16 protein-coding genes are annotated in these 19,921 nt (G+C 57.0%); 3 read left to right on the top strand and 13 right to left on the bottom strand.

What is annotated here, in order from left to right:
* Positions 1 to 33: 33 nt before the first annotated feature.
* The 13 genes from murG to ilvI all read right to left on the bottom strand — a co-directional run bounded on the left by murG (position 34) and on the right by ilvI (position 14,950).
* Positions 34 to 1,092, bottom strand: coding sequence for an undecaprenyldiphospho-muramoylpentapeptide beta-N-acetylglucosaminyltransferase (gene murG, locus OXR04_RS08465; RefSeq protein ID WP_009092136.1), 1,059 nt, complete (start codon positions 1,090 to 1,092; stop codon positions 34 to 36).
* Positions 1,089 to 2,303 carry a cell division protein FtsW gene (gene ftsW, locus OXR04_RS08470; RefSeq protein ID WP_009092138.1) on the bottom strand — a complete coding sequence of 405 codons (1,215 nt, stop codon included), beginning with the start codon at positions 2,301 to 2,303 and terminating at the stop codon, positions 1,089 to 1,091. The genes murG and ftsW overlap by 4 nt, the downstream gene beginning before the upstream one ends.
* Entirely contained in the window at positions 2,303 to 3,619 is a 1,317-nt protein-coding gene (murD, locus tag OXR04_RS08475) for a UDP-N-acetylmuramoyl-L-alanine--D-glutamate ligase (protein ID WP_267369797.1), read from the bottom strand. Before murD ends, ftsW begins: the two co-directional genes overlap by 1 nt.
* Positions 3,620 to 3,621: 2 nt before the next feature.
* On the bottom strand, positions 3,622 to 4,704 hold the full coding sequence (gene mraY / locus OXR04_RS08480) for a phospho-N-acetylmuramoyl-pentapeptide-transferase (protein WP_009092141.1): 1,083 nt from the start codon (positions 4,702 to 4,704) through the stop codon (positions 3,622 to 3,624).
* The gene (gene murF / locus OXR04_RS08485) at positions 4,698 to 6,056 is read right to left on the bottom strand and encodes a UDP-N-acetylmuramoyl-tripeptide--D-alanyl-D-alanine ligase (RefSeq protein WP_009092142.1); all 1,359 of its coding nucleotides are present in this window, start codon (positions 6,054 to 6,056) and stop codon (positions 4,698 to 4,700) included. Before murF ends, mraY begins: the two co-directional genes overlap by 7 nt.
* Complete coding sequence (gene murE, locus OXR04_RS08490) at positions 6,053 to 7,540, bottom strand: UDP-N-acetylmuramoyl-L-alanyl-D-glutamate--2,6-diaminopimelate ligase (RefSeq protein ID WP_046101208.1); 1,488 nt, start codon at positions 7,538 to 7,540, stop codon at positions 6,053 to 6,055. Before murE ends, murF begins: the two co-directional genes overlap by 4 nt.
* Positions 7,527 to 9,293 carry a peptidoglycan glycosyltransferase FtsI gene (locus OXR04_RS08495; protein ID WP_009092146.1) on the bottom strand — a complete coding sequence of 589 codons (1,767 nt, stop codon included), beginning with the start codon at positions 9,291 to 9,293 and terminating at the stop codon, positions 7,527 to 7,529. The genes murE and OXR04_RS08495 overlap by 14 nt, the downstream gene beginning before the upstream one ends.
* A gap of 16 nt (positions 9,294 to 9,309) precedes the next feature.
* The gene (ftsL, locus tag OXR04_RS08500; protein WP_003854764.1) at positions 9,310 to 9,630 is read right to left on the bottom strand and encodes a cell division protein FtsL; all 321 of its coding nucleotides are present in this window, start codon (positions 9,628 to 9,630) and stop codon (positions 9,310 to 9,312) included.
* On the bottom strand, positions 9,627 to 10,568 hold the full coding sequence (rsmH, locus tag OXR04_RS08505; RefSeq protein WP_009092147.1) for a 16S rRNA (cytosine(1402)-N(4))-methyltransferase RsmH: 942 nt from the start codon (positions 10,566 to 10,568) through the stop codon (positions 9,627 to 9,629). The genes ftsL and rsmH overlap by 4 nt, the downstream gene beginning before the upstream one ends.
* A gap of 2 nt (positions 10,569 to 10,570) precedes the next feature.
* Positions 10,571 to 11,029 carry a division/cell wall cluster transcriptional repressor MraZ gene (gene mraZ / locus OXR04_RS08510; protein WP_009092149.1) on the bottom strand — a complete coding sequence of 153 codons (459 nt, stop codon included), beginning with the start codon at positions 11,027 to 11,029 and terminating at the stop codon, positions 10,571 to 10,573.
* Between the two features lie 495 nt (positions 11,030 to 11,524).
* The gene (gene cra, locus OXR04_RS08515; protein ID WP_009092150.1) at positions 11,525 to 12,535 is read right to left on the bottom strand and encodes a catabolite repressor/activator; all 1,011 of its coding nucleotides are present in this window, start codon (positions 12,533 to 12,535) and stop codon (positions 11,525 to 11,527) included.
* Positions 12,536 to 12,731: 196 nt separating this feature from the next.
* On the bottom strand, positions 12,732 to 13,223 hold the full coding sequence (gene ilvN / locus OXR04_RS08520) for an acetolactate synthase small subunit (RefSeq protein WP_009092152.1): 492 nt from the start codon (positions 13,221 to 13,223) through the stop codon (positions 12,732 to 12,734).
* Between the two features lie 2 nt (positions 13,224 to 13,225).
* Positions 13,226 to 14,950, bottom strand: a complete 1,725-nt coding sequence (gene ilvI / locus OXR04_RS08525) for an acetolactate synthase 3 large subunit (protein ID WP_009092154.1) — start codon at positions 14,948 to 14,950, stop codon at positions 13,226 to 13,228.
* A 903-nt stretch (positions 14,951 to 15,853) separates the two neighbouring features.
* Between ilvI and leuA the strand changes: the two genes are divergently transcribed.
* From leuA to leuC, 3 genes are read left to right on the top strand one after another with little or no spacing between them, the layout of a single operon-like run.
* Positions 15,854 to 17,416, top strand: a complete 1,563-nt coding sequence (gene leuA / locus OXR04_RS08530) for a 2-isopropylmalate synthase (protein WP_046101207.1) — start codon at positions 15,854 to 15,856, stop codon at positions 17,414 to 17,416.
* A 2-nt stretch (positions 17,417 to 17,418) separates the two neighbouring features.
* On the top strand, positions 17,419 to 18,510 hold the full coding sequence (gene leuB / locus OXR04_RS08535; protein ID WP_267369796.1) for a 3-isopropylmalate dehydrogenase: 1,092 nt from the start codon (positions 17,419 to 17,421) through the stop codon (positions 18,508 to 18,510).
* Positions 18,511 to 18,514: 4 nt separating this feature from the next.
* Complete coding sequence (gene leuC / locus OXR04_RS08540) at positions 18,515 to 19,921, top strand: 3-isopropylmalate dehydratase large subunit (RefSeq protein WP_009092161.1); 1,407 nt, start codon at positions 18,515 to 18,517, stop codon at positions 19,919 to 19,921.

Here is a 19,921-nt window from a genome sequence, read left to right on the forward strand (position 1 = left end):
CCGGGTACAGGTCAGACACGCTGACCGGAATGATTACTTTGCGGCGCGAGCCACTTCCTGTGCGACCCGATCGGTCGCATCGGGGATCGCCACCTGACGGGCCTGCTCAGCCATCGTCAACAGGGTTGCGCGATCCCAGTGGCGTAGCAGATCCGCTACGGCCTCCGCAGTAAACTGCGGCTGCTCAAAAATTCTGGCGGCGCCCGCTTTTTCCAGCGGCAGCGCGTTCCAGTACTGCTGGCGATCCTTGTGCTGAAACGGCACGAAAATCGCCGGTAAACCAGCGGCAGCGACTTCACTCACGGTTAACGCTCCGGAGCGGCAGACCACCACATCGGCCCAGGCATAGGCCGCCGCCATATCATCGATAAACTCGGTGACCCTGTGCTGCGTCTGACCCGCCTGCTGATAGGCTTTCTCCGTTTCGGGCAGCGCCCCTTTACCGGTCTGATGCCACAGGGTGATCTCATCACCCACCAGCGCCGCAATCTGCGGCAGCGTCTGATTCAGTATCCGCGCGCCCTGACTGCCGCCAATCACCAGCACCCGGATCGGGCCTGACCGGTCGGCCAGCCGTTGTGCCGGCAGAGGCAGCGCCAGCACATCCGTACGCACCGGATTGCCCACCACATCGGCAGCAGGAAAAGCCCCCGGAAACGCCTGCAGCACTTTGGTGGCAATTTTCGCCAGCCATTTGTTAGTCAGTCCGGCAATCCCGTTCTGCTCATGCAGTACCACCGGAATGCCGCAACTCCAGGCCGCCAGGCCACCGGGACCGGAAACGTAGCCGCCCATGCCCAGCACAACATCGGGCTGCCAGGCTTTCATAATGCGGCGCGCCTGACGCCATGCATTGAAGATGCGCATGGGCGCCAGCAGCAGCGCTTTCAGGCCTTTACCACGCAGTCCACTGATGCGGATAAAGTCGATCTCAATGCCGTGCTTCGGCACCAGATCGGCCTCCATGCGGTCGGCGGTGCCTAACCAGCGAACCTGCCAGCCCTGTTCCATCAGATGATGGGCGACAGCCAGACCGGGAAAAACATGTCCGCCGGTTCCGCCTGCCATCACCATCAATCGCTTACCGCTCATCGACCACCTCGGGTAAACGCCTGCGCTTTCGCCAGGCGCGTTTCATAATCTATGCGTAATAAAAAGACGATGGCGGTCGACATAATGATCAGACTCGAACCACCGTAACTGATCAGCGGTAAGGTCAGGCCTTTAGTCGGTAACATACCGGCTGCAGCCCCGACGTTAACCAGCGCCTGGAAGCTGAACCAGACGCCAATTGAACAGGCTAAAAAGCCGGAAAAACGCTGATCCAGCTCCAGCGCACGTCGGCCAATCGACATCGCACGAAAAGCGACGAAGAATACCATTAAAAGTGCCAATACCACACCGATGTAACCGAGTTCTTCCCCTATGATGGCGAAAATAAAGTCGGTGTGCGCTTCCGGCAGATATTCCAGCTTTTGCACGGAGTTACCGAGTCCCTGTCCCCAGAACTCACCGCGGCCAAAGGCCATCAGCGACTGGGTCAGCTGGTAGCCACTCCCAAACGGATCTTCCCAGGGATTCCAGAACGACGTCACACGGCGCATACGGTAGGGTTCTGCAATGATAAGGAGGATCACCGCAAAGATACCGGAGCCGATGATCGCCATGAACTGCCACAGCTTGGCCCCCGCCAGGAAGAGCATCGCCAGCGTCGTAACAAACAGCACCACCACCGTTCCCAGGTCGGGCTGCGCCAGCAGTAACACCGCCAGCACGACCATGACGCCCATCGGTTTACAGAAGCCCCAGAAGTTATTACGCACCTCTTCCACTTTGCGCACCAGGTAACTGGCGAGATAGCAGAACAGGGAGAGCTTCGACAGCTCCGCAGGCTGGATACGCAACGGACCCAGCGCAATCCAGCGCGATGCACCGTTAACCGAGCTGCCGACCACCAGAACAATCAGCAGCATGACGATCGTGACCATCAGCATCACGTTGCTGTAGCGCTGCCAGAAATCCATCGGCACCCGCAGCGTGACCAGCGCCATGCCCAGCGCCAGCGCAATGTAGAAGGCGTCACGCTTGGCAAAGTAAAAGAGATCGTCATTCAGACGCTGACCGACCGGCATAGAGGCCGAGGTCACCATCACAAAACCAATCACTGCCAGACCGAGCGTCAGCCATAACAGCGTGCGGTCATAGAGCACCAGTGAAGTGTCATCACTTTCACGTGCTCCCATGACCCAATCTTTCAGGCGTCCTGAGAAATAGTGAGCCAGTCCGGCGCCAGGAATACGCATCAGCTCAGCTCCTTCGCCAGCTGCGCGAACTGATCGCCGCGCTGCTCAAAGTTACGGAACTGGTCAAGGCTGGCACAGGCGGGCGACAGCAGAACCATATCGCCGGATTTAACCTGAGGCGCGATCTGCTCCATTGCCTGACGCATCGTCTCCGTGCGTACGGCGATCTCAGGACGCAGCGCCGCCAGCGCATCACCGTCGCGGCCAAAACAGTAGAGACGCACATTGTCACCCTGCAGCCAGGGGATCAGCGGCGTAAAGTCGGCTGATTTGCCATCGCCGCCCATCAGCAGCCATAGCGTGCCGTTCACCTGCAGACCATTCAGTGCCGCTTCGGTGCTGCCAACATTGGTGGCTTTAGAGTCGTTAATCCAGCGCACGCCCTGATGCTCATGCACCAGCTGGAAGCGATGTGCCAGACCGTTAAAATACGTTAAAGCGGCCAGGCTGGAGGCGCGTGGCAACCCTACGGCATCAGCCAGGGCCAGCGCCGCCAGTGCATTGGTGTAGTTGTGCTGGCCGGTCATTTTCATTTCAGCGGTGTTGAGCACCTTCTCACCCTTAACCCGCAGCCAGATACTGCCCTGCTGCTTGTTAAGGTGATAGTCACCGAAATCGATGCCAAAGCTGACACAACGGGTGTCCGCCCCGCGAACCGGCATCGTCAGGGCATCATCGGCGTTAACGATGCAGGTCTGCGCATTCTCGTAAACCCGCAGTTTGGCGGCACGATACTGCTGCATCCCCAGCGGATAGCGATCCATATGATCTTCGCTGACGTTCAGCACGGTTGCCGCCGCGGCTTTCAGGCTGTGCGTAGTCTCAAGCTGAAAACTGGAGAGCTCCAGCACGTAGAGCTGCGCCGGAGACTGCAGCAGGCTCAGTGCGGGCAGACCGATGTTGCCGCCCACACCCACCTGCCAGCCTGCGGCTTTGGCCATCTCGCCCACCAGCGTCGTCACCGTGCTTTTGCCGTTGGAACCGGTAATCGCCACGACAGGTGCCTGCGCCTCGCGGCAAAACAGCTCGATGTCGCCGACGATTTCGATGCCGGCATCTGCTGCTTCGCTGAGAAGCGGATGCGCCAGCGCGATGCCCGGACTGGCAACAATCAGATCGGAGGTCAGCAGCCAGTCGCCGTTAAGACCGCCCAGATGGCGTTCAACCTGCCCGGGCAATTTATCCAGCCCCGGCGGCGAGACACGGGTATCCATCACGCGAGGCGTTACGCCCTGCGCCAGAAAGAAATCAACACAGGAGAGCCCGGTCAGGCCCAGCCCGATGATGACGACTTTTCTACCCCGATAGTCAGCCATGATTAACGCACCTTCAGCGTGGCCAGGCCAATCAGCACCAGCATTAGCGAAATAATCCAGAAGCGCACAATCACGCGCGGTTCCGGCCAGCCTTTCAGTTCATAGTGGTGATGGATCGGCGCCATGCGGAAAATACGCTGACCGCGCAGCTTGAACGATCCCACCTGCAGGATCACCGACAGCGTCTCAACCACAAACACGCCGCCCATGATCACCAGTAAAAATTCCTGACGCAGTAACACCGCGATGGTTCCCAGCGCGCCGCCCAGTGCCAGCGAGCCCACATCCCCCATAAAGACCTGTGCCGGGTAGGTGTTAAACCACAGAAAGCCCAGCCCTGCCCCGACGATAGCGGTGCAGACAATCACCAGTTCACCGGCATGACGCAGGTAAGGTATATGCAGATATTCTGCGAATTTCACGTTACCCGTTGCCCAGGCAACCAGCGCGAAGCCGGCCGCTACAAAGACGGTCGGCATAATAGCCAGACCATCCAGGCCATCGGTCAGGTTGACCGCATTACCCGTTCCGACAATCACAAAGTAGGCCAGCAGCACATAAAAGAGGCCGAGCTGCGGCATGATGTCTTTGAAAAATGGCACCACCAGCTGGGTCGCCGGCGTATCTTTGCCTGCCGCATACAGCGCGAACGCCACGCCCAGCGAAATCACCGACATCCAGAAATATTTCCAGCGGGCGATGAGTCCCTTGGTGTCTTTACGTACAACTTTGCGGTAGTCGTCGACAAAGCCGATGATGCCAAAGCCGATTAACACCACCAGCACACACCAGACATACGGATTCGACGGATAGGCCCACATCAGCACCGAAATGGTGATGGAGGTCAGGATCATGATGCCGCCCATGGTCGGCGTGCCGCGCTTGCTGAAGTGAGACTCCGGGCCGTCATTGCGGACAACCTGACCGATCTGTAACTTCTGCAGCCAGGCGATCAGGCGCGGTCCCATCCAGAGCGAGATAAATAACGCGGTCAGCAGGCTGACAATGGCGCGAAACGTCAGATAGGAAAAGACGTTAAAACCGGAATATAAAGCGACCAGATGCTCGGCCAGCCAAACTAACATGTTCCTTTCTCCTGTAAGCTCTGTACTACCTGCTCCATGGCGGCACTACGCGAACCTTTTATCAAGACAGTAATTTCTGAGTGTTCGGACAACAGCTGGCGTAAACGTTCAGTCAGCGCCGTCTTATCGCTGAAATGTTCGCCAGCTTTGCTGCTTTCGCTGATGAAATGGCTGAATCTGCCGGTCGTCAGCACGCGATCGATGCCTGCGTCACGTGCCGCCTCGCCGACTTCGCGGTGACACTGTTCGGTCTCGTCGCCCAGCTCGGCCATATCCCCCGCCACCAGCACCCGATAGCCCGGCATCTCGGACAGCACCTGAACCGCTGCGGTCATTGAACCGACGTTAGCGTTGTAACTGTCATCCAGCAGCAGCTGCTGCGCAGAGAGGCGCACCGGGAACAGACGGCCAGGCACCGACTGCAGGCTTTTCAGCCCCTGCTGAACGGCGCTCAGCGGCGCGTCCACTGACAGGGCCAGCGCCGCAGCGGCCAGGGCATTAGCGATGTTATGCCGACCCGGCAGCGGCAGAACGATCTCCACTTCGCCACGCGGAGTCACCATGACAAAATGGGTACCGTCCTGAGCAATGCGGATATCGCGGGCGGAGAAGTCGCACCCTGCCGCCTGCGGTGCAAAGCGCCACACGGTTTTATCCTGCAGATTTGCCTGCCACTTTGGCCAGTCATTGCTCTCGGCATTCAGAATCGCAATGCCGTGCGGCGGTAAGCCCTGAAAAATTTCGCCTTTAGCTTTGGCAACGCCCGCCAGTGAACCAAAGCCTTCCAGATGTGCTGCCGCCAGGTTGTTAACCAGCGCACTCTCCGGCCGAACCAGATCGGTGGTATAGGCGATTTCGCCCTGATGATTCGCGCCCAGCTCGATCACCGCATACTGATGTTCAGGTGTCAGGCGCAGCAGCGTCATCGGGACGCCATAGTCGTTATTGAGATTACCGGCGGTATAGAGCGTTTCACCGCACTGACGCAGAATCGCCGCGGTCATCTCTTTCACCGAGGTTTTTCCGGATGAGCCGGTCAGCGCCACGACGCGGGCGGTGGACTGCTGGCGAACCCAGGCCCCCAGTCTGCCAAAGGCGAGACGGGTATCCTCAACGACCACTTGCGGTACAGCGACAGGTAAATGCTGACTGACCAGCAGCGCCTGTGCGCCATTCGCAATCGCATCGCCGACAAAGTCATGCGCATCAAAACGCTCACCCACCAGCGCGACAAACAGGCTGCCAGCCGTCACCTTGCGGGTATCTGTGGTGACCTCGTTCAGAGTGAGGTCGCTGCCATAAAGCGTGCCGCCGGTGATCTGTGCCAGGGTCTGTAATGAAACCGGAATCATGCTGTGCCTCCCAGCAGAGCCGCGACCGTTGCACGGTCGGAGTAATCAAGCCGGTGTGTACCGATAATCTGATAATCTTCGTGGCCCTTGCCCGCGACCAGCACGATGTCGTCAGGCTGCGCCTGCATAATGGTGTTAGTCACCGCCTGCGCACGACCGGAGACCACACGGGCGCGGCCCGGGTCCAGCAAACCGGTCAGAATATCGTTGACGATGGCCTGCGGATCTTCACTGCGCGGGTTGTCATCGGTAATCACCACCACATCGGCAAACTGCTCGGCAATCGCCCCCATTAACGGGCGTTTCCCTTTGTCACGATCGCCACCGCAGCCAAACAGGCACCACAGTTTCCCTGTGCAGTGCAGGCGTGCCGCTTCCAGCGCTTTTTCCAGCGCGTCTGGCGTGTGAGCGTAATCGACCACGACCGTGGGTTTACCTGCGGCACTGAACACTTCCATACGCCCGTTGACCGGCTGTAACCGGGGGGCGGCGTCGATCAGCGTCGCCAACGGATAGTCGAGCGCCAGCAGGGTCGCCAGCGCCAGCATCAGATTGCTGACATTGAATGCGCCCATCAGCGGGCTGGCAATGTCGCCATTGCCCCAGCTGGAGCTGAAACGGATATGGGCGCCGTTGTCGTGGTACTCCACCGCGTCGGCTTTCAGCCAGCGGCCATGGCAACCCGGCTGGAGGTTATTCTCCATGGTGACTGCGACCGCATCCGGTAAGCGCGCGAGCCAGCGACGCCCCACTTCATCATCCGCGTTGAGGATCGCCTGACCGACCTGATGCTCAGAGAAGAGCAGCCATTTGGCGGACTCGTAGCTCTCCATGTCACCGTGATAGTCGAGGTGGTCGCGGCTGAGATTGGTGAAGACCGCAGCGGCAAACGGCAGCGCCGCGACGCGATGCTGAACCAGCCCGTGTGAAGAAACTTCCATGGCGGTCAGGGTCGCCCCTTTTTCAGCCAGATCGTGCAGCAGATGCTGTACGTCTACCGCAGAGCCGGTGGTATTTTCGGCGGCGGCCAGCTGGCCTACCAGGCCGTTGCCGACCGTGCCCATGACCGCGCTGGTTTCACCCAGCAGCATTGCCCACTGCGCCAGTAACTGCGTGGTGGTGGTTTTGCCGTTGGTGCCGGTCACGCCGATCAGCTTCTGTTTTTCACCTGGCTGCTGGTAAAAGCGTCCGGCTAATGCCGAAAGACGCTGATGCAGCTGCGCCAGATAGATAACCGGCACGCCGTGCATCTCACGGATTTCACCGTCGGCGGCTTCGCCTTCGGCTTCCGCCACAACCGCAGCGACGCCCTGCGCAATCGCCTGCGGGATAAAGCGGCGTCCATCAACCTGATGGCCTGAAACAGCGACAAACAGATCGCCAGAAGCCGCAAGGCGGCTGTCCAGGGTCATGTCACGCAGTGGGCGCGCCGGCGCGCCTGGCACCCAGGGGCCGAGTAAGTCGCGCAGGTTACGATCTGTCACTTGATTCCTCACTTCTGTTAGTCACCAGCTCGTTTCTGTCATTGGTCGGTAACGCATCCGGTTCGATGTTCATGGTGCGCAGTACGCCGCCCATGATGGCACCAAACACCGGAGCAGAAACCGCACCACCATAATATTTGCCGGCTTGGGGATCGTTGATCACCACCACCAGCGCGAACCGAGGATGACTGGCAGGTGCAACACCTGCGGTATAGGCGATGTATTTGTTGACGTAGCGACCATCCGGCCCGACTTTTTTCGCCGTACCGGTTTTTATCGCAATGCGATAGCCCTTGATGGCCGCTTTGACACCCCCGCCACCGGGCAGCGCCACGCTTTCCATCATATGCATCACGGTTTTCACCAGCGACTCATCGAAAACGCGCTCCCCCGCGACGGGCGGGTCGACTTTGGTAATCGACAGCGGGCGATTAATGCCATAGCTGCCAATGGTTGCGTAGACTCGCGCTAACTGTAACGGCGTTACCATTAGCCCGTAGCCAAAAGAGAAGGTGGCCCTCTCTATGTCAGACCACCGTTGTTTTTTAGGGTATAAGCCACTGCTTTCCCCGACCAGCCCCAAATTGGTCGGTTTGCCCAGTCCAAAACGCGAGTAAGTTTCTACCAGCGCTGAGGAGGGCATCGCTAACGCCAGACGTGAAACCCCGACGTTACTCGACTTCTGCAGAACCCCTGTCAGGGTCAATTCGTTGTAGCGCGCCACATCTTTGATCTCATGACCATTGACGCGGTACGGCACGGTATTCAGAACGCTGTTCTCTCTGACCACGCCGCGTTGCAGCGCCGTCATCACCACCATCGGCTTCACGGTTGAGCCAGGCTCGAAAATGTCGGTGATGGCGCGGTTGCGCATCAGATCTTTGGAGGTATTACTGAGATTGTTCGGGTTGTAAGCCGGGCTGTTAGCCATCGCCAGCACTTCACCGGTGTTCACATCCACCAGCACCGCCGTGCCCGACTCCGCTTTGTTGAACGCCACGGCGTTATTCAGTTCGCGGTAAACCAGCGCCTGCAGACGTTCATCAATGCTCAGTGTCAGGTTGTGGGCCGCCCGGCTGTCGACGGAAGAGATATCTTCGATGACCCGACCGTAACGGTCTTTACGCACCGTTCGTTCGCCCGGCGCACCGGTCAGCCACTTATCAAAGCTCTTCTCGATGCCTTCAATACCCTGTCCGTCGATATTGGTAAAACCAATCAGATGGGAGGTGACCTGCCCGGCAGGATAGTAGCGGCGCGACTCTTCGCGCAGATGAATACCGGGAAGTTTGAGTTTTTTAACGTACTCGCCGATAGCCGGATTGACCTGGCGCGCCAGATAGACGAAGCGGCCTTTCGGGTTGGCGTTTACACGCGCCGCCAGCTGATCCAGCGGAATCGAAAGCGCATCGGAGAGCGCCTTCCAGCGGCTGTCCAGTGTGACGCCGCCGCCGGCGTGGAGCTCTTTGGGATCGGCCCAGATGGCATTTACCGGGACACTGACGGCGAGCGGGCGTCCGGCTCGATCGCTGATCATCCCGCGCGACGTCGGCACCGCCTGCACGCGCAGCGAGCGAAGATCGCCCTCTTTGACCAGCTTGCCTGGATTGATCACCTGCAGCCAGGCAACGCGTGACAGCAGTCCCCCCAGCGCCAGCAAAATACAGCCGCACAGCAACGCAAAACGCCAGCTTACAAAGCTGGCCTTATCTTCCGGTTTCTTTAACTTCAGCGTTCTGCCTGTACCGCTCATTCGCTATCTGAGGTCCTTATTTCTGCACCACGATATTTTCTTGTGAAGGATCAACGTGCTGCAGCTGCAGCTTCTCGGTGGCGATGCGTTCGACACGGCTGTGATCGCCCAGCGCATTCTCTTCCAGAATCAGGTTGCGCCATTCGATATCCAGCGCGTCGCGCTCCAGTACCAGCTGTTCACGCTGTGCGGTTAACAGTCGGGTTTTATGGGTGGTGGTGACCACCAGCACGGCAGAAACCACCACAGCGATCAGCAACAGCACCGGGATCTTGCCCTTTCGCAGCAGATCCCCGCCGATGACGGCGGGCAGACTGTGACGCTCATTACCGATCATGCGTCGGTTTTCTCCGCAATACGTAATACCGAACTGCGTGCGCGCGGGTTCTCAGAAACTTCGGCATCGCCTGGCGACATTTTGCCGAGTAATTTCAGTTCACGACCGCCCAGGGCACGCAGCTGATGTTCCGTCATTGGCAGCCCGGCTGGAACCTGCGGCCCGCGACTCTGATCGCGCATAAAGCGTTTCACCAGCCGATCTTCCAGCGAGTGGAAGCTGATCACCGAAAGGCGCCCTTGTGGTGCCAGCACCTCAACTGCCCCTTTCAGCGCAATATCGATCTCTTCCAGTTCACTGTTAATCCAGATACGGATCGCCTGGAAACTGCGCGTCGCCGGATGCTTGAACTTATCTTTAACCGGCGTGGCAACGGCGATCACCTCAGCCAGCTCCCGTGTCCGGGTCATCGGCGCTTCGCGATTGCGCTCAACAATGGCGCGGGCGATACGTTTGGCGAACCGCTCTTCACCGTAAGTTTTCAGAACGAAAGCGATGTCTGCCTCTTCCGCCTGCAGCAACCACTCGGCGGCGGAGTGACCGCGCGAAGGATCCATACGCATATCCAGCGGTCCGTCACGCATAAACGAGAAGCCGCGCTCTGCGTCATCCAGTTGCGGTGAGGAAACCCCCAGATCCAGCAGGATGCCGTCAATTTTTCCGACCAAATCCCGCTCAGAGACGTACTCTGCCAGGGCGGAAAAAGGGCCATGAATAATAGAGAAGCGGGGATCTGTAATCTCAGCGGCAGCGGCGATAGCTTGAGGGTCGCGATCGATGGCGATCAGTTGTCCCTTCTCTCCCAGTTGCGAAAGAATCAGACGTGAATGACCACCACGACCAAACGTGCCGTCGATGTAGATACCGTCTTCCCTGATATTGAGGCCGTTAACCGCCTCATCCAACAGCACGGTGGTATGTTTGAAATTTTCCTGCATAGCTATAGCGACAAGTCCTGCAACCGCTCAGATAAAGGCTCCTGAGCTGACTGTTCTGCGTCAATATCGTCCCTGACCTGTTGATACCAGGTCTGTTCATCCCACAGCTCAAACTTGTTGAACTGTCCGACCAGCATCACTTCTTTGGTTAATTTTGCGTGCTGCCGAAGCGTATTCGCCAGCAGCAGGCGTCCTGCATTATCCATCTGACATTCACTGGCATGTCCCAGCAACAGACGCTGCACACGGCGCTCAAGTGGATTCATACTGGATAAGCGGGCGAGCTTTTTTTCAATGATTTCCCATTCGGGCAGGGTATAAAGCAACAGGCATGGCTGGTGGAGGTCGATGGTACAGACCATCTGCCCCTGAGATTCCCCGATCAGCAAATCGCGATATCGCGTGGGTACGGCAAGCCGCCCTTTACTGTCGAGATTGACTAACGTTGCTCCGCGGAACATGCCAGTCTCTCCCCCTGGTCACCCGTTTGCACCACTTTATCCCACTTTTTACCACGAAACGAGTTTAAGGATTCGATGAAATCCTTGTCAAGCCGGAGCGGCAGTTGAATATCACTATTTACAGAGCGCCGAATTAATGGCTGCCGACGCCCTGATCGAATAAAAAGAGAAAGAAAAAATTAAGCCAATGAATACCTGAATAAAAAAAGCGGGCGCGGAAAAAACGATTAAAAATGAAACAGCGTCACACGCTGAATATTTCTCGTGGTTTCTGAGACAGCGGCGGCATTTTAGGGGATTTCCGAAAGAAAGCCCAGCGGCTCAGGCCGGACAGGAAAGCGGCATTTGTTGAAGTTGTAAGCAGATAATAAAAATAACCCTTTCTGCTTTGTTAGAATTGATGAGCAGAATTTACGCTTTTTTACGTCGACCTGTTTATTTAATCAGTAATTCGGAAAAAATAAACGTGGCGGGCAGTGTAATACTGCCCTTCCCTCATTTAACTCTTCGGCTTAATTGTCCGCGACGATATAAATTACGGCGGATACGGGTTAAACCGGGTTTAGGTTTTCTTGGCTCATCCAGCGAGGCTAAAACTAATTCCAGTACCCGTTCGGCGACGTCACGATGGCGTTGTCCTACGGCCAGCACCGGGCACTCAAGAAAGTCCAGTAATTCGTGGTCGCCAAAGGTGGCAATCGCCAGCTCGGTAGGCAGCCGGCCGTCTCGTTTCAGCGTGACATCCATGACGCCCTGCAGCAGCCCGAAAGAGGTGGTAAAAAGCGCCTCCGGCATCGGATGCTCTTCAAGATAACGCTCAAACAGCGCGGCGGCAGCGGTGCGTTCGAAGCTGTTGCAGTAGATGTAATCTATCGGCCGCGGGTCATCTTTCCACGCATCACGGAATCCCATCTCACGCAGGAAGCTCACTGACAGCTCAGGCAGGGCGCCGAGGAACAGCACGTTTTTGACCTCAAGCTGACGCAGTTCAGCCGCCAGCGTATGGGCATCGTCCTGGTCGGCGCCCACGACGCTGGTGAAATGTTCACGATCCAGCGCACGGTCTAACGCAATGATCGGCAGCGGATCGTTGACCCAGCGCTGATAAAAGGGATGCTCTGGCGGTAACGAGGTGGAGACGATGATCGCGTCGACCTGACGCTGTAGCAGATGCTCAATGCAGCGCATCTCGTTATCAGGCTGATCTTCTGAGCAGGCGATCAGCAGCTGATAGCCTCGCTGACGCGCCTGTCGTTCAAGATAATTTGCAATACGGGTGTAACTGGTATTCTCCAGATCGGGAATCACCAGCCCAATAGAGCGCGTTCGCCCGGCGCGCAGCCCGGCGGCCACCGCATTGGGGTGATAATTATGTTCACGTACGACCGCCATCACTTTCTCAACGGTTTTGTCGCTGACACGATATTGCCGCGCTTTACCATTGATCACATAACTGGCCGTGGTGCGCGACACGCCTGCCAAACGCGCAATTTCATCCAGCTTCACGATAACCCCACCATCAAATCCGCTTTTACGGCAGAAATAGCCGCAGTTAAGCTATGGATAACTCATGGCTATCATCTAACAGCAGAAAAGTGCGCGGAGCAACCGCTTTTCTGAATGTAACCAGCCTGGCGCATAAAAAATAAAAAAACCCGGCATTTCGCCGGGTTAGGTGATGTTCGATGGTGACGCAGCGTGATTAACGCATGATGCGATCGCCGCGTGATACGCCCACAATACCGGAGCGGGCCACTTCAACGATTTCGGCAACCTCACGCACGGAATTGAGAAACGCGTCCAGTTTGTCACTGGTGCCTGCCAGCTGAACCGTGTACAGCGTAGGCGTTACATCGATGATCTGACCACGGAAGATCTCAGCGTTGCGCTTCACCTCTTCACGGCCATAGCCACTCGCCTGGATCTTCACCAGCATGATCTCACGCTCAACGTAGGCACCCTGCCCCAGTTCGGTCACGCGCAGCACATCCACCAGCTTGTGCAGCTGCTTTTCGATCTGCTCCAGCACCTTCTGGTCGCCTACCGTCTGAATGGTCATCCGCGACAGGGTGGGATCGTCGGTAGGCGCAACGGTCAGGCTTTCGATGTTGTAGCCGCGCTGCGAAAAGAGACCGACGACACGGGATAATGCGCCAGATTCGTTCTCCAGCAGAACTGATAAAATGCGACGCATAGTTATGTCCTCTCCGTTTTGCTTAACCACATCTCATCCATGCTGCCGCCGCGAATCTGCATCGGGTAAACATGCTCGCTACCGTCCACGGCGACATCCACAAACACCAGACGCCCCTGTGCCAGTTTCTCCAGCGCCAGCGTCAGCTTCTCTTCCAGTTCAGCCGGATGCTCAATGGCAATCCCGACGTGGCCGTAGGCTTCAGCCAGACGCACGAAGTCAGGCAGTGACTCCATATATGACTGCGAGTGGCGGCCGGAGTAGATCATATCCTGCCACTGTTTCACCATGCCCAGAACCCGGTTATTCAGGCTCAGTACCAGCACCGGCAGATTGTACTGCAGTGCTGTAGAGAGCTCCTGAATGTTCATCTGGATACTGCCATCGCCCGTCACGCAGATAACGGTTTCGTCCGGCAGCGCCATCTTGACACCCAGCGCAGCGGGCAGGCCAAAGCCCATCGTCCCCAGTCCCCCGGAGTTGATCCAGCGACGCGGTTTATCGAACGGATAATAGAGCGCAGCAAACATCTGATGCTGGCCCACATCGGATGTGACGTAGGCGTCGCCGTGGGTCAGACGGCTGATGGTTTCAATGACGGCCTGCGGCTTGATTTTGTCGCTGGTCCGATCAAACTCCAGGCACTGACGACTGCGCCAGCCCTCAATCGCGCTCCACCACGCCTGCAGACTCTCAGAGCGCGGCTCACTGTCATTTTGCGCCAGCAGCTCCAGCATCTGCTGCAGAACCTGCTTCGCATCACCCACGATCGGGATATCCGCCGCCACCGTCTTGGAGATAGAGGTCGGGTCGATATCAATGTGCATGATGGTGGCGTTGGGGCAATACTTCGCCAGATTATTGGTGGTGCGGTCGTCAAAGCGAACGCCGATACCAAAAATCAGATCGGTGTTGTGCATCGTCATGTTGGCTTCATAGGTGCCGTGCATGCCAAGCATCCCGACGCACTGACGGTGCGTCCCAGGAAACGCGCCAAGCCCCATCAGCGACGTGGTGACCGGAATGTTCAGGCTTTCGGCCAGCTGTAACAGTTCCGCTTCACAGCCCGCGGTGATGGCTCCGCCACCGGCATAAATCACCGGCTGTTTTGCGGCCAGCAGTGTCGTCAGCGCACGCTTAATCTGACCTTTATGGCCCTGGATGGTCGGATTGTAGGAGCGCATGCTGACAGCGTCCGGCCAGTGATAAGGGAGCTTATTGGCCGGGTTGAGAATATCTTTCGGCAGATCGATAACCACGGGGCCCGGACGTCCGCTGGCGGCGAGCCAGAACGCCTTTTTCAGCACGGTGGGGATCTCTTCGGTACTTTTCACCAGAAAACTGTGCTTCACCACCGGCCGTGAAATGCCGACCATGTCGCACTCCTGAAAGGCATCATAGCCAATCAGCGAGGTAGGCACCTGGCCCGACAGAATCACCAGCGGAATAGAGTCCATATAGGCGGTGGCGATCCCGGTGATCGCATTGGTCGCTCCGGGGCCGGAAGTGACCAGCACGACCCCGACTTCACCCGTCGCGCGTGCGAGGCCGTCAGCCATATGCACCGCAGCCTGCTCATGGCGTACCAGAATGTGATCGATACCCCCGACGGTTTGCAGCGCATCATAGATATCTAATACCGCGCCACCCGGATAACCGAATACCTGCTTAACGCCCTGATCGATTAACGAACGGACGACCATTTCGGCTCCTGACAACATCTCCATCTTCTGCCTCCAGGCTTCAGGACCGGGCGCCATGAATAGGGCCGTTTGCACGTATCGCGTCACGCCGGTGCCTGCTCTGCCAATCAAAATCTTATGTTTATGCACGACAGCGGAAACCTGTGCCGCTGTCCGGTTACAGAGAAATCTGTCGAGTTCATTGTTCTGAGAGTAGGTCGATTACCATAACCGCACTTCAGCGGGCAGGCAAACTGCAAAGCCGTGTAAATTAAATGGCAGGGACGTAAAGGCTCTGCCCGATAAGAATTGGCTGCGCGGATTAAACTAATTACGCCGCAGAACCGCAGAGGAAAATGCTGACTAAGAAATTATTTTTAGCGTGATCTAAGAAATAACGAAAACTTATTGTGACCTGCCCCAGCCCACAATCGCCCCGCCGTTTTATTTTCTGGGTTAATTAACCAGAAAATCGCTAAAGTGCATACGATTATGCTAAGCAAGCGGACATAAATTCTGCGTCACGCCTGAGAAGCATAAAAATAAAATTATTATTTTTCAAATAGATAACACAGTCACCACACTGCAACAGCGTACTTATCCTGCCTGACCGGCGCGGCACTCACTTCTGCGCTATTCATTACGCTGTCAGGCCGTAAAATAACAGACGATCTTCCTTTTACTCGCTGGAGAATAACCCTGCACAGAAGGTTGACATCCCTGAGTGATTGCAGTACCAATATAGGCAGCACAACAATTTATAAGGTTTGAATCCATGTTTCGTTTTGCTCGCCTTCTCGGTCTACTACTAAACGCATACAGCTTGCGCGGTAGACTTGTGGGCGGAATCAAACACTGATTCAAACCTGCTGAAAGTTAAAAACCCGCGCCTGTCGCGGGTTTTTTTATGCTCGTTGCCAGGCCAGAAAATGCATAAGGATGAATACGATGAGTCAGCAAGTCATTATTTTCGATACCACTCTGCGCGACGGTGAGCAGGCATTACAGGCCAGCCTGAGTGTGAAAGAAAAATTGCAGATTGCATTAGCGCTGGAGCGTATGGGCGTGGATGTCATGGAAGTGGGTTTCCCGGTCTCCTCACCTGGCGATTTTGAATCCGTACAGACCATCGCGCGCACCATTAAAAACAGTCGGGTCTGCGGTCTGGCCCGCTGTGTGGAGAAGGATATTGATGCGGCGTACGAATCACTGCGCGTTGCCGAAGCCTTCCGTATTCATACCTTTATCGCCACCTCACCGATGCACATCGCCACCAAACTGCGCAGCACGCTGCCAGAGGTGATTGAGCGCGCGGTACACATGGTGAAACGTGCCCGCAACTACACCAATGACGTTGAATTCTCCTGCGAAGATGGCGGCCGCACCCCGATTGATGACCTGTGCCGGATGGTTGAAGCCGCAATTAATGCCGGTGCCAACACCATCAATATCCCGGACACCGTGGGTTACACCCTGCCAGGCGAATATGCTCACATCATCAGCCAGCTGATCAACCGCGTGCCTAACATCGACAAAGCGATTCTCTCTGTCCATACCCACGATGACCTGGGTATGGCGACCGGAAACGCCCTGGCGGCTGTCCAGGCGGGTGCACGTCAGGTTGAAGGCACGCTGAATGGTCTGGGTGAACGTGCCGGTAACTGTGCGCTGGAAGAGGTGATCATGGCGATCAAAACCCGCCAGCAGATCATGAATGTGCACACCAATATCAATCATCAGGAGATCTACCGCACCAGCCAGATGGTGAGCCAGATCTGCAATATGCCTATCCCGGCGAACAAGGCGGTGGTCGGCTCCAACGCCTTCGCCCACTCCTCCGGTATTCATCAGGATGGCGTGCTGAAGAATCGCGAAAACTATGAAATCCTGACGCCGGAGTCGATCGGCTTACACAAGATTCAGCTGAACCTGACCTCACGTTCTGGCCGCGCGGCGGTAAAACATCGTATGGAAGAGATGGGCTATGCAGAGCAGGATTACAATCTGGATGCCCTGTATGACGCCTTCCTGAAGCTGGCTGACAAAAAAGGTCAGGTGTTCGACTACGACCTGGAAGCGCTGGCCTTCATCAATAAACAGAATGAAGAGCCGGAGCATTTTCAGCTGCATGAATTTAACGTTCAGACCGGTTCCGGCATCACCGCTACCGCCTCTGTCAAGCTGGGCTGCGGCGATGATGCCAAAGCGGATGCGGCCACCGGCAACGGCCCGGTTGACGCGGTCTATCAGGCTATTAACCGTATTACTCAGTTCGACGCAGAGCTGGTTAACTACAAACTGACCGCCAAAGGCCACGGCGAAAACGCGCTGGGTCAGGTCGACATTGTGGTGAGCTACAACGGCCGTAAGTTCCACGGCGTCGGTCTGGCGACCGATATCGTGGAATCGTCCGCCAAAGCGATGGTGAATGCGCTGAACAATATCTGGCGTGCCCGCCAGGTTGAACAGGAATTGCAACGCAAATTTAAAGATCAGAAGGAAACCGTATAACTATGTCCAGCTCTTCTCATATCGCAGTTTTACCCGGTGACGGCATTGGCCCGGAAGTGATGGCACAGGCAATGAAAGTGCTGGACGCCATTCGCCAGCGCTTTGATATGCAGATTACCACTCAGGAATATGCGGTCGGCGGCATCGCTATCGATCAGCACGGCGAGCCCCTGCCTCCTGCGACCGTGGCGGGCTGCGAGCAGGCGGATGCGATCCTGTTTGGTTCGGTTGGCGGACCGAAGTGGGAACATTTGCCACCGGCCTCGCAGCCGGAACGCGGTGCCCTGCTGCCCCTGCGCAAACACTTCAGACTGTTCAGTAACCTGCGCCCGGCGGCACTCTACAGCGGTCTGGAAGCTTTCTGCCCGCTGCGCGCCGACATCGCGGCGAAAGGCTTCGATATCCTGTGCGTGCGTGAACTGACCGGCGGCATCTATTTTGGTCAGCCTAAAGGACGCGAAGGCAGCGGCCCGGAAGAGCGGGCATTCGATACGGAGGTTTACCACCGCTTCGAGATCGAGCGCATCGCCCGTATCGCGTTTGAGTCTGCGCGTAAACGCCGCAATAAAGTGACCTCAGTAGATAAAGCCAACGTCCTGCAGACCTCAGTCATGTGGCGTGAAATCGTTAACGAGGTCGCTAAAGAGTATCCGGACGTACAGCTGAGCCACATCTATATCGACAATGCCACCATGCAGTTGATCAAAGATCCGTCACAGTTTGACGTGCTGCTCTGCTCCAACCTGTTCGGCGACATTCTTTCTGATGAGTGCGCCATGATCACCGGTTCGATGGGGATGCTGCCTTCCGCCAGCCTGAATGAAGCGGGCTTTGGCCTGTTTGAACCGGCAGGCGGCTCCGCACCGGATATCGCCGGACAGAATATTGCTAACCCGGTCGCGCAGATCCTGTCGCTGTCTCTGCTGTTACGCTACAGCCTGAATGCCGATGAGGCTGCCGACAGTATCGAACGCGCCATCAGTCGTACGCTGGAACAGGGCTACCGCACTAAAGATTTAGCCGGTGATGGCCCAGCGGTCAGCACAGATGAGATGGGCAGCATCATTGCCCGCTTTATCGCCGAGGAAAAATAAAAAAATGAAAACCTTATACCAGAAGTTATTTGATGCACATGTCGTCCACGAAGCGCCGAACGAAACGCCGTTACTCTATATCGATCGCCACCTGATCCATGAAGTCACCTCGCCACAGGCTTTTGATGGTCTGCGCGCGCATGGACGCAAGGTGCGTCAGCCGGGCAAAACCTTTGCCACCATGGATCACAACGTCTCTACTCAGACCAAAGACATCAATGCGTCGGGCGAGATGGCGCGGATTCAGATGCAGGAGCTGATGAAGAACTGCGCCGAATTTGGCGTACAGCTCTATGACCTGAACCACCCGTATCAGGGAATTGTGCACGTTATCGGCCCTGAGCAGGGCATGACGCTGCCAGGCATGACCATCGTGTGCGGTGACTCGCACACGGCGACGCACGGAGCCTTCGGCTCACTGGCCTTTGGTATCGGCACCTCCGAAGTAGAGCATGTGTTTGCCACCCAGACCCTGAAGCAGGGCCGGGCGAAAACCATGAAAATTGAGGTGCTGGGCCAGGCCTCAACCGGCATTACGGCAAAAGATATTGTCCTGGCGATCATCGGCAAAACCGGCAGCGCAGGCGGAACCGGCTATGTGGTTGAGTTCTGCGGTCCGGCCATTCAGGCGCTGAGCATGGAAGGTCGTATGACGCTGTGCAACATGGCGATTGAAATGGGCGCGAAAGCGGGCCTGGTGGCACCGGACGAGACCACCTTCAGCTACCTGAAAGGCCGCCAGTTCTCCCCACAGGGTGAGAAGTGGGAGCAGGCTGTAGAGTACTGGCGCACACTGAAGTCAGATGAAGGCGCGACCTATGATGCGGTGGTCACGCTGCATGCAGAAGAGATTGCGCCACAGGTCACCTGGGGCACCAACCCGGGTCAGGTGATCGCCGTTGATCAGGTGATCCCGAACCCGGCCTCATTCGCCGATCCGGTGGAGCGCGCCTCAGCGGAAAAAGCGCTGGCGTATATGAATCTGCAGCCGGGCATCCGACTGACCGATGTCGCGATTGATAAAGTCTTTATCGGCTCCTGCACCAACTCGCGCATTGAGGATCTGCGTGCCGCCGCCGCTATCGCCAAAGGCCGCAAAGTTGCGCCGGGTGTGGTTGCGATGGTAGTGCCCGGTTCCGGTCCGGTAAAAGCACAGGCGGAAGCGGAAGGTCTGGATAAAATCTTCCTGGAAGCGGGCTTTGAGTGGCGTCTGCCAGGCTGCTCCATGTGTCTGGCGATGAACAATGACCGCCTCAATCCCGGCGAGCGTTGCGCGTCAACCAGCAACCGTAACTTTGAAGGTCGTCAGGGCCGCGGTGGACGAACCCATCTGGTCAGCCCGGCAATGGCCGCAGCGGCAGCCGTCACCGGCCACTTTGCCGACATCCGTGAACTGACGACAGGAGCATAA

It is taken from the genome of Pantoea sp. GM_Pan_3 (genome assembly GCF_026541045.1).
In the GTDB taxonomy this organism is placed as follows: domain Bacteria; phylum Pseudomonadota; class Gammaproteobacteria; order Enterobacterales; family Enterobacteriaceae; genus Pantoea; species Pantoea anthophila.

What these genes read in the sequence shown, in the direction of transcription:
- leuB (WP_267369796.1), top strand. Translation starts at nt 17,419, where the DNA reads ATGTCCAGCTCTTCTCATATCGCAGTTTTACCCGGTGACGGCATTGGC.
- ftsW (WP_009092138.1), bottom strand. Translation starts at nt 2,303, where the DNA reads ATGCGTATTCCTGGCGCCGGACTGGCTCACTATTTCTCAGGACGCCTG.
- mraY (WP_009092141.1), bottom strand. Translation starts at nt 4,704, where the DNA reads ATGTTAGTTTGGCTGGCCGAGCATCTGGTCGCTTTATATTCCGGTTTT.
- mraZ (WP_009092149.1), bottom strand. Translation starts at nt 11,029, where the DNA reads ATGTTCCGCGGAGCAACGTTAGTCAATCTCGACAGTAAAGGGCGGCTT.
- OXR04_RS08495 (WP_009092146.1), bottom strand. Translation starts at nt 9,293, where the DNA reads ATGAGCGGTACAGGCAGAACGCTGAAGTTAAAGAAACCGGAAGATAAG.
- murF (WP_009092142.1), bottom strand. Translation starts at nt 6,056, where the DNA reads ATGATTCCGGTTTCATTACAGACCCTGGCACAGATCACCGGCGGCACG.
- leuA (WP_046101207.1), top strand. Translation starts at nt 15,854, where the DNA reads ATGAGTCAGCAAGTCATTATTTTCGATACCACTCTGCGCGACGGTGAG.
- murD (WP_267369797.1), bottom strand. Translation starts at nt 3,619, where the DNA reads ATGGCTGACTATCGGGGTAGAAAAGTCGTCATCATCGGGCTGGGCCTG.
- ilvN (WP_009092152.1), bottom strand. Translation starts at nt 13,223, where the DNA reads ATGCGTCGCATTTTATCAGTTCTGCTGGAGAACGAATCTGGCGCATTA.
- ilvI (WP_009092154.1), bottom strand. Translation starts at nt 14,950, where the DNA reads ATGGAGATGTTGTCAGGAGCCGAAATGGTCGTCCGTTCGTTAATCGAT.
- murG (WP_009092136.1), bottom strand. Translation starts at nt 1,092, where the DNA reads ATGAGCGGTAAGCGATTGATGGTGATGGCAGGCGGAACCGGCGGACAT.
- ftsL (WP_003854764.1), bottom strand. Translation starts at nt 9,630, where the DNA reads ATGATCGGTAATGAGCGTCACAGTCTGCCCGCCGTCATCGGCGGGGAT.
- rsmH (WP_009092147.1), bottom strand. Translation starts at nt 10,568, where the DNA reads ATGCAGGAAAATTTCAAACATACCACCGTGCTGTTGGATGAGGCGGTT.
- leuC (WP_009092161.1), top strand. Translation starts at nt 18,515, where the DNA reads ATGAAAACCTTATACCAGAAGTTATTTGATGCACATGTCGTCCACGAA.